Annotated in this window: 11 protein-coding genes; 3 read left to right on the top strand and 8 right to left on the bottom strand. The window is 36.8% G+C overall.

What is annotated here, in order from left to right:
- Nucleotides 1-111: 111 nt before the first annotated feature.
- From INT03_RS00645 to INT03_RS00610, 8 genes are all read right to left on the bottom strand, one after another.
- Entirely contained in the window at nt 112-747 is a 636-nt protein-coding gene (locus INT03_RS00645) for a hypothetical protein (protein ID WP_193007170.1), read from the bottom strand.
- The gene (locus INT03_RS00640; protein WP_193007169.1) at nt 734-1309 is read right to left on the bottom strand and encodes a hypothetical protein; all 576 of its coding nucleotides are present in this window, start codon (nt 1307-1309) and stop codon (nt 734-736) included. Before INT03_RS00640 ends, INT03_RS00645 begins: the two co-directional genes overlap by 14 nt.
- Nucleotides 1302-1775, bottom strand: coding sequence for a hypothetical protein (locus INT03_RS00635; protein ID WP_193007168.1), 474 nt, complete (start codon nt 1773-1775; stop codon nt 1302-1304). The genes INT03_RS00640 and INT03_RS00635 overlap by 8 nt, the downstream gene beginning before the upstream one ends.
- 55 nt (nt 1776-1830) lie before the next feature.
- Nucleotides 1831-2163 carry a hypothetical protein gene (locus tag INT03_RS00630; protein WP_193007167.1) on the bottom strand — a complete coding sequence of 111 codons (333 nt, stop codon included), beginning with the start codon at nt 2161-2163 and terminating at the stop codon, nt 1831-1833.
- Nucleotides 2164-2237: 74 nt separating this feature from the next.
- Nucleotides 2238-3203: a hypothetical protein gene (locus tag INT03_RS00625; RefSeq protein ID WP_193007166.1), complete on the bottom strand. Its 966-nt coding sequence runs from the start codon at nt 3201-3203 to the stop codon at nt 2238-2240.
- A 203-nt stretch (nt 3204-3406) separates the two neighbouring features.
- A complete protein-coding gene (locus INT03_RS00620; RefSeq protein ID WP_193007165.1) occupies nt 3407-3694 on the bottom strand; it encodes a hypothetical protein in 288 nt (95 codons plus the stop codon).
- A gap of 12 nt (nt 3695-3706) precedes the next feature.
- Nucleotides 3707-4897 (bottom strand): 3'-5' exonuclease, encoded by a 1191-nt coding sequence (locus INT03_RS00615; RefSeq protein ID WP_193007164.1) that lies wholly within the window; start codon nt 4895-4897, stop codon nt 3707-3709.
- An 82-nt stretch (nt 4898-4979) separates the two neighbouring features.
- Entirely contained in the window at nt 4980-5483 is a 504-nt protein-coding gene (locus INT03_RS00610; RefSeq protein WP_193007163.1) for a hypothetical protein, read from the bottom strand.
- 197 nt (nt 5484-5680) lie between these two features.
- Here INT03_RS00610 and INT03_RS00605 point away from each other — a divergent pair, with 197 nt between their 5' ends.
- The 3 genes from INT03_RS00605 (at nt 5681) to INT03_RS00595 (ending at nt 6937) form a co-directional block, all read left to right on the top strand.
- Nucleotides 5681-5923, top strand: a complete 243-nt coding sequence (locus INT03_RS00605; protein ID WP_193007162.1) for a hypothetical protein — start codon at nt 5681-5683, stop codon at nt 5921-5923.
- Nucleotides 5924-5976: 53 nt separating this feature from the next.
- Nucleotides 5977-6165: a hypothetical protein gene (locus INT03_RS00600; protein WP_193007161.1), complete on the top strand. Its 189-nt coding sequence runs from the start codon at nt 5977-5979 to the stop codon at nt 6163-6165.
- 307 nt (nt 6166-6472) lie between these two features.
- Nucleotides 6473-6937 carry a hypothetical protein gene (locus INT03_RS00595; protein WP_193007160.1) on the top strand — a complete coding sequence of 155 codons (465 nt, stop codon included), beginning with the start codon at nt 6473-6475 and terminating at the stop codon, nt 6935-6937.
- Nucleotides 6938-6984: the final 47 nt, after the last annotated feature.

Here is a 6984-nt window from a genome sequence, read left to right as displayed (position 1 = left end):
CCCCTGATAACACATAACCCGTCTTATCCATATCTTTACTCTCTCTAACCATAACTGCTTAGTTGTTTCAAAATAATAACCCACATCAAGATAGTAGGGCTTTCATACAACTTATTTCTGCTGATAACTAAAATAGTCTATACCATCACGCTCAGATAAAGCTTGTAGCACTGCTTTTATACTAATATCCATGCCCTTTACAACAATAGAATCCCCTTCAATTTTCACCTTGTTTACGCGCCTATTCTTAGATTTGCGAGTTTTGCTGTTTGAGTTTTTAACCAAAAGCTGCTTATACTGTTCTTCTTCATCACGAATAATCCCAGCATTAGAATCAAACACTTGGAATATTTGACCAGCACGAATATCATCAAGATTGATATCTTCCACACTCTTCACATCATCATCAAGGCTAACCACCTTCACCACTGGTCTTTCAATAAGCTCTAACTGCTTATCTTTAGATAATTTTGCTAAATAAGACAATAAGGTTTTGTTACCAGCATACTCAATAACCAGTCTTGCATCCAACTGATTTGAGGCGATCAATGGCATGTATTCCATAAGCCCACCTTTAAGCCCTGACATATCTACGCCACGCCCCATAAGTTCGCTATAGATGGTGGCCATGTATGCTAATCTATCTGCTGTTACCTTAAGAGATTTTGCAAACTCTTGTTTTAGCTGCTCTGTAGAAGCACTAATAATCTCATTAGCTTCAAGCAACTGGATCTCATTTTTCTTCATTACTATCTCCCTGCATGACCTGCGCCATTTGCTCTTGCGCTTTTTGCAATCGTTTATTTTTGCGCCACTGGCGTTGATATTCTCGCTCTTCTTTTAAAAGCTGTTTGTACCCATCAGGATCATTGTCTTTTAACCACTGCCGTTTTTTCTTACGTTTCTCTATACGCTTAGCCTCACTACGCAACCTGCTTTCAGTCCATTCAACCCCTAACATTGCTCGGTGATTGCGCGTATGCTCTGCTATCTTCTCTTTATTTTTGGCCTTATACTTCTTCCAGCTCTTTCGCAAGGATTCTCTATAGCTTGGCATTTGCACACGTTCATCACGAACTTTTTTAAATTCTATCCATTTCTCAGGATCAGCCTTTATACTTGCATACTGCTTTCGGCTTTGTTTGGTGGCATACAGTGGGTCGCGTGACATTTTTGCCGCATAAGCGCGTTGATCAATCTGCTTTTGCTTTATATCTGAGCAATGGTCGCTACAGGTATTTTTAAACTTGCGTGTCTCAAGCGGTATTTTGCGCTCACACACCACACAGATCTCATATATCTTAGCCATCATCATCCTCAGAATCGTCAAGACTAATCAACTTAGGCGACCAAAACGCTGTCACATAATGAATGACCGCTAAACGCTCTGGTATCGTCCATTCCGTCACGCGCTTATAAAACTGCTCTGCGGCATCCGATTTTATAAAAGCTTCAAGATCAAGATCTGAATCACGCCACAACCATTCTACAAAGTGACCATCATTTTCTATTGAAGCGCCAATGTAAAAATGAAGTGTTTGAACTTCACGCCCTAAGTCTTTTGAATCAAAAAGTTTTCCGTTAAACACAGCCGCCAACGCCATTTTTTCATTTTCGGTCAGCTCAGGTAGGCTTTTTTCAACAAAAAATAGATAACGTGAAGCAATATCATTAATTGATCCACTCCAATTAATTTCCCCAAAATTACTGATCTGACGGATTGCTTCGATAGTCTCAGGGGCTAAACGTACTGACTTCTTCACTGACTGACTCATGGTTTTCTCCATATTTTTAAACTGTGCCTGATTACTCATAGCAATCAGGCTTAAATTAACCTTTAATTTGTCTCGCTACCACGTCTGAGCAATCTGAATACAACAACCTTTTTAAGGTATCGGTTCTTAGCTTGTCACATGACATTTGGGTGTTATATTCAATACCGCTTAACTCATGTAACTTATGCTGATTGTCTTTGACAAATTGATTGATCCATGCGTACCATTCATCCACCACCACTACAGCAAATTCATGGTAAAACGTTGGTGTGTTCCCATAACTGTTTCGCAAAAATTGATGTTTTCTAAAATCAATCTTTTGCCCTGTCTTATCTTCAAAATGTTGTCTAAATTGCGCTACCAGCGCATTTTCGGTGATTTTTTTCATATCTATACCCATCAGTGAATGATTTGAATGAAGGCTTGAACCAAACAGACCCAAGCCCCCTTGCCCTTTAAATATTAAGCATGACGCTTAATGTTGCAGATAGCGTTTGATACGCCTTGCACATCTTGATAATCACCTGTCTTGAATTGATCAAGATATTCTTGCGCTTGCTCTAAGCTATCAAATGCCTCTCCAAGCGTTTCAGGAACGTTATAATCATTGGCATTAAAATCATCATTGACCACTGCCGTAACAAACTCACCATCCACTTCTTTGATGCTGACCGATTGACTATTGATTGAGGCGTTAAAACCAGCATCATGATATTGCCACCCAGCCTTAACGGTTTCGGCATACCAGTTTTGTGCAATCTCTACCACATTCGATGCTTCAAATATTATCTTCTCAATCAGACTAAATTCACCATCACCACCATTGGTTGTGATCCAGCACCCCATTTGAGACATGTGAAGCCCATTTACAGTTTGAACATTAAAAGCAACCTGATTCAGTTCACCGTCAATCTCTGCATCAATGGTAACGTCAATATCATCACCTTCGCCAAACTCACCGATTGCAAATTCTACGCTATGCGGTATAACACGATGCTTACTGTAATCTGAGCCATATTTACTTGACTTAATGTATTCATCTGCTTCTTCTTCTGACTCAAAACCTTCAATAAAGTTATCATCCTCAAAAACAACATAGGATGCTACAAACATCATAAGAATTTCATAAGCACATTTATTCTGTAGGTCGCGCAAATCACTCAACTGTTCTTGATACTGCTCTTCAACCTCTAGCGCTTCTTCTGAGTAAGTGAGATACCAAACAATGAAGTCTTGAAGGTTGACTTCTACCTCATTAATATCTTCAAAAGCGATTTCAAAAGCTTCAGGCTCAAAATTTACTTCTTTCGCGTAGTGTCTAAATTCAATAGCACAAGCAACACTATTGATCTGAATAGTCAAAGGCGCATTGCTCTTATTTAAAAGGACAATACAATTATTCTTCTGACGATATACTGAATTTTTCATAATGTTTACCTTGTTTCCTTGCTGGAATTACTAAGATTAAAGAGGATAAGCTAATGAACTTATTAACTTAGGGATATTGTCGCACCTTTGTCGCACCATGTCAACAATATATTAGTATATATACAAAATAATTGCGTCAACGCAATAAAAAAGGGCTAACGTTATAGTGTTAACCCTTTTTATTTTACGATTTTAAGCCGATTTCAGGTTTCACTTGGCATCGCATAATCACCAATGAACAAAACCTCTTTCTTTGATAAAGATAATTTTTTTTCTCTAACCACTAAGTGCTGCCCTCCACGGATTAATTCAAAATTACAATCATATGTATTAAATATGATATCTTTTACCAACATACATAATAAATCAATTGAAGCCTCTTTTAGTAGCTGGCGATCAAATTCAATTTCATTAACCCACCGACCACTAACAACCCTTACCATTTCAAACCCATCTTTATGTATTTTTACTAGAATTGTTTTCTTGTCCATTCGTATTCTTCATTATACTGTAATTTTCTTATATACTTTAATTGTAGCCATTACATCATTTAAAGCCCTATGACTACCAACCCTTTTTATCTCCAAGTTCCTACAAGCCTGATCTAATGAGTGCCAAGTATAATCATTGAAATAATCTGACCATTCCCCTGCATACTCTGCATATTGCAACATAACACATTCAATGCTTTTTGCATCCTTCGACACTCTTTCTTTACAAGACCGATTGAGCATATCAATATCAAAATCGGCATTATAAATCATAAGCTCCCGATCCTTAAACAATCGCTTTAGATCATCTGTAAACTCTGAAAGCCTAGGTTTATTTTGGATATCCTCTTCACTAATCCCATGCACTCTTTTGGCTTTTGGGTGAATGGCTTGTTCGGCATAAATAAGGGTATCTACAATAATAAACCCATCAATATCACATACTGCTAACTCAATCACTTCATCATCTACAGATAATCCCGTTGTTTCTGTATCAATGAATAGCGGTTTTTTATGTCCTGCATCACAATAAGCAGTTATTAGCTTTTTTATTTGGGCTAAACTTTCTTTGCTGCGGTCAAGGCGTTCAACCTCTTTGTTTTTCCTGATACGTCTTGTTTTAGCGGCTTGCTTAGCCGCTTCTGATCTTGTTTTAGCGGCTTGTCTTTCATACCTTCTTTCTGCTACTTCTAACCGCTTTTTATCCCCTTCATTCAATAAGGCATATTGATATGGAAAATAGAAATACTTTGCTCTAGCGTATCTTCCAGTTCCCCAAAACACTTTATTAACATAATCATAATTTTCAAAAAAAGCAAAATCATTGTTCTTTAATAAGTCTGTTTTTGTGGGTAATGAACCATACACATCAACACCCAAGTGATTATACAAGCATAAAAGGTAGCCGCTGTCATCTATAAAAGGCTTACCATCTAAGAGACTGCCCCCCAGTACGGTCAAAGCCTCTCCTATTCGCTTATCACCGCCTCTACCATGTGACTGCTTTAGGATTTTAGGCTCTAAAACAACCCCTAGCGCCTCATTTACTTTCTCTATATTGCGCTTGGTCAATAAGCCTTGCGGTATCTTCTTATTTAGTTTTAAGCACTCTCCCACCTCAACTAAGAGACTGCCTACAGATTTAACCTGTCCTACCATGCGTTTTGAAGGTTTCTTACTGATTAAGGAGTGTGCTTTTTTCATTATCTTACACCTATTATTTATTATATTAATAATATATAAACTTTAAGTAAAAGTCATTTATATAAGCTATATCTATTATTTTCTATTCATTATCTTCATAGCCTATTTCACCTTCAAAGAAAACCACTTCTTTACTTCCAGTTGTGATTATATCTATTTCTACATCATACCCTGATTTCTCAATATTATTTACATAATAAGGCACTTCGGTTTGGTATGTAAAATAGTCTTTAGCCTTGGCTTTGGCTGACAATGGATCAATTGCAATATAGCTATTATAAAAATGCGTAGTAAGCTCGAAATGTACTGTACATAAGCCATTCGCCTCATTACCAATGCTTATTACTTTCACTTCTGCTTGTCGCGTTCTGCTCACCATATACCCAAAATCTTTTTTTCTAAGCAGCTCTTGCCCTACTGCATCTTGCACCTTTTCTTTATCTTCTCGATTAGACACAAGCTCATGGCTGATTTTGAAAAACCCACTCACTCTTATTTTACAATCAGTGTCAAAAACAATTCTTTTGACTGAGTTTACATCGTATTTTTGATTATTAGAGAAAAGATCTTTAATACTTTTAAACATAATATTACTACCTTAATTAATTTAGTTTTTTGTTTTTTAACATTGATATCTTATTATAATAATAATATTTAGTCAATATTTTTATAATATATTTTTAATATTAATTTATAAATATATATTGATTATCTTACTAAGATAGATATATAATGAGACATCTTAGTAAGATACTTCAATTCATTAATAACTAAAGGTGACTTATGACAACCCAAACAACTTCAAAACTAGCGACTAGAAACAGTTTAATTAAACTGGTTGTTACCTGCATCTCAGTAATAATCATGTCATTAAGCGTTATTGCTTGGTATATAACAAGCTCTAGCTACACAGTGCCACAAATTATCTTAACCTGTTTGGCTGTTGTAGCACTCTTGATCTACACTCATTTATTAGCAAACGATGCTGTTAATATGTATGACCAGTTAAAAGCAGATACCAAATAAAACCTAATATAAATCAGGTCGGCAAGGTGCTGACCTAACCAACGGAGAAAAGCATGAAAGCTACAGTAATTATTGAATATATGAGATCTGAAATTATAGAATTTGAATGCGATAATGAAGATGATATGCAATCAAAAATAGATGAAATGACGAATAAATATGATGCTATGGATTGCTCACAAATAATCAATGAGCTATCAAATGTTTCATTAGAAGTTAATATCCTTGAAACCGAAAAATAATTGCGTCAACGCAAAATAAATAAAGGGCTAACATCACCGTGTTAGCCCTTTATTTGTTCTACACTGCTAACCACAATCTAAACCCTCTAGGCTGCTTCTGCGCCCTCTCCTTAGCTCTCTGCGCCTACCTTCTCCCCCTTCTTAAGCCTCAACGCCCTCCCTGCTGGTCGTGCTATTTTTTATTTGTTTTTTCCTTATATAAACCTTGTAGAAGTTAGTCATATTATATATAATACTATATACAAGGTCGGCAAGGTGCTGACCACCCAGCCACTAGGGTATTAGCGGCAAAGCTAAGGAATTTAATATGACACATAAAACATTTTCTTATGATGAGCTAACTGAATTAGCTAAGCGTGAAGGCTTAGATGATTTAGCAGCGCAAGCCCATGAAGAAAGTTTAGAAATGCAAAAAGCGGAAGAGGAAGCTGAAATTGCATTTGGCAAGGCTGAAGCTGAAATGGAAGGTTTTATGAACTCACCTGAATTTGATAATTTGGATGATTATAGGGCGTGGAAGCAAGCTGACGATGAAGAAAAGCGTTATCAAGACTGGAAGGCTGAAGCTATGAAAGAACAAGAGTATGAGCTTGATGATGATAGATATAGAGCTGAATACGCCTTTGCTAAGTCTGTAGAACAAGAAGCATTGGTACGCTCAAATGAATTTGATGTTGGTCGTGATGTTGACCCTGAAGCTGAAGTAGAGGGTGAAGTGGAGCAGTTTCACGATAACCTAGTTTGTGTTATTGCAAATCAGCTTGACGACTAACAAAAAAAGGGGGGCTAACATCGCCATGTTAGCCCCTCATTGCTCTG

The sequence above is a fragment of the Psychrobacter sp. PG1 genome, assembly GCF_014897815.1.
Taxonomy (GTDB): Bacteria; Pseudomonadota; Gammaproteobacteria; order Pseudomonadales; family Moraxellaceae; genus Psychrobacter.
Note: the sequence above shows the minus strand (reverse complement) of the source record. Positions and strands in the feature narration are given on the sequence as shown.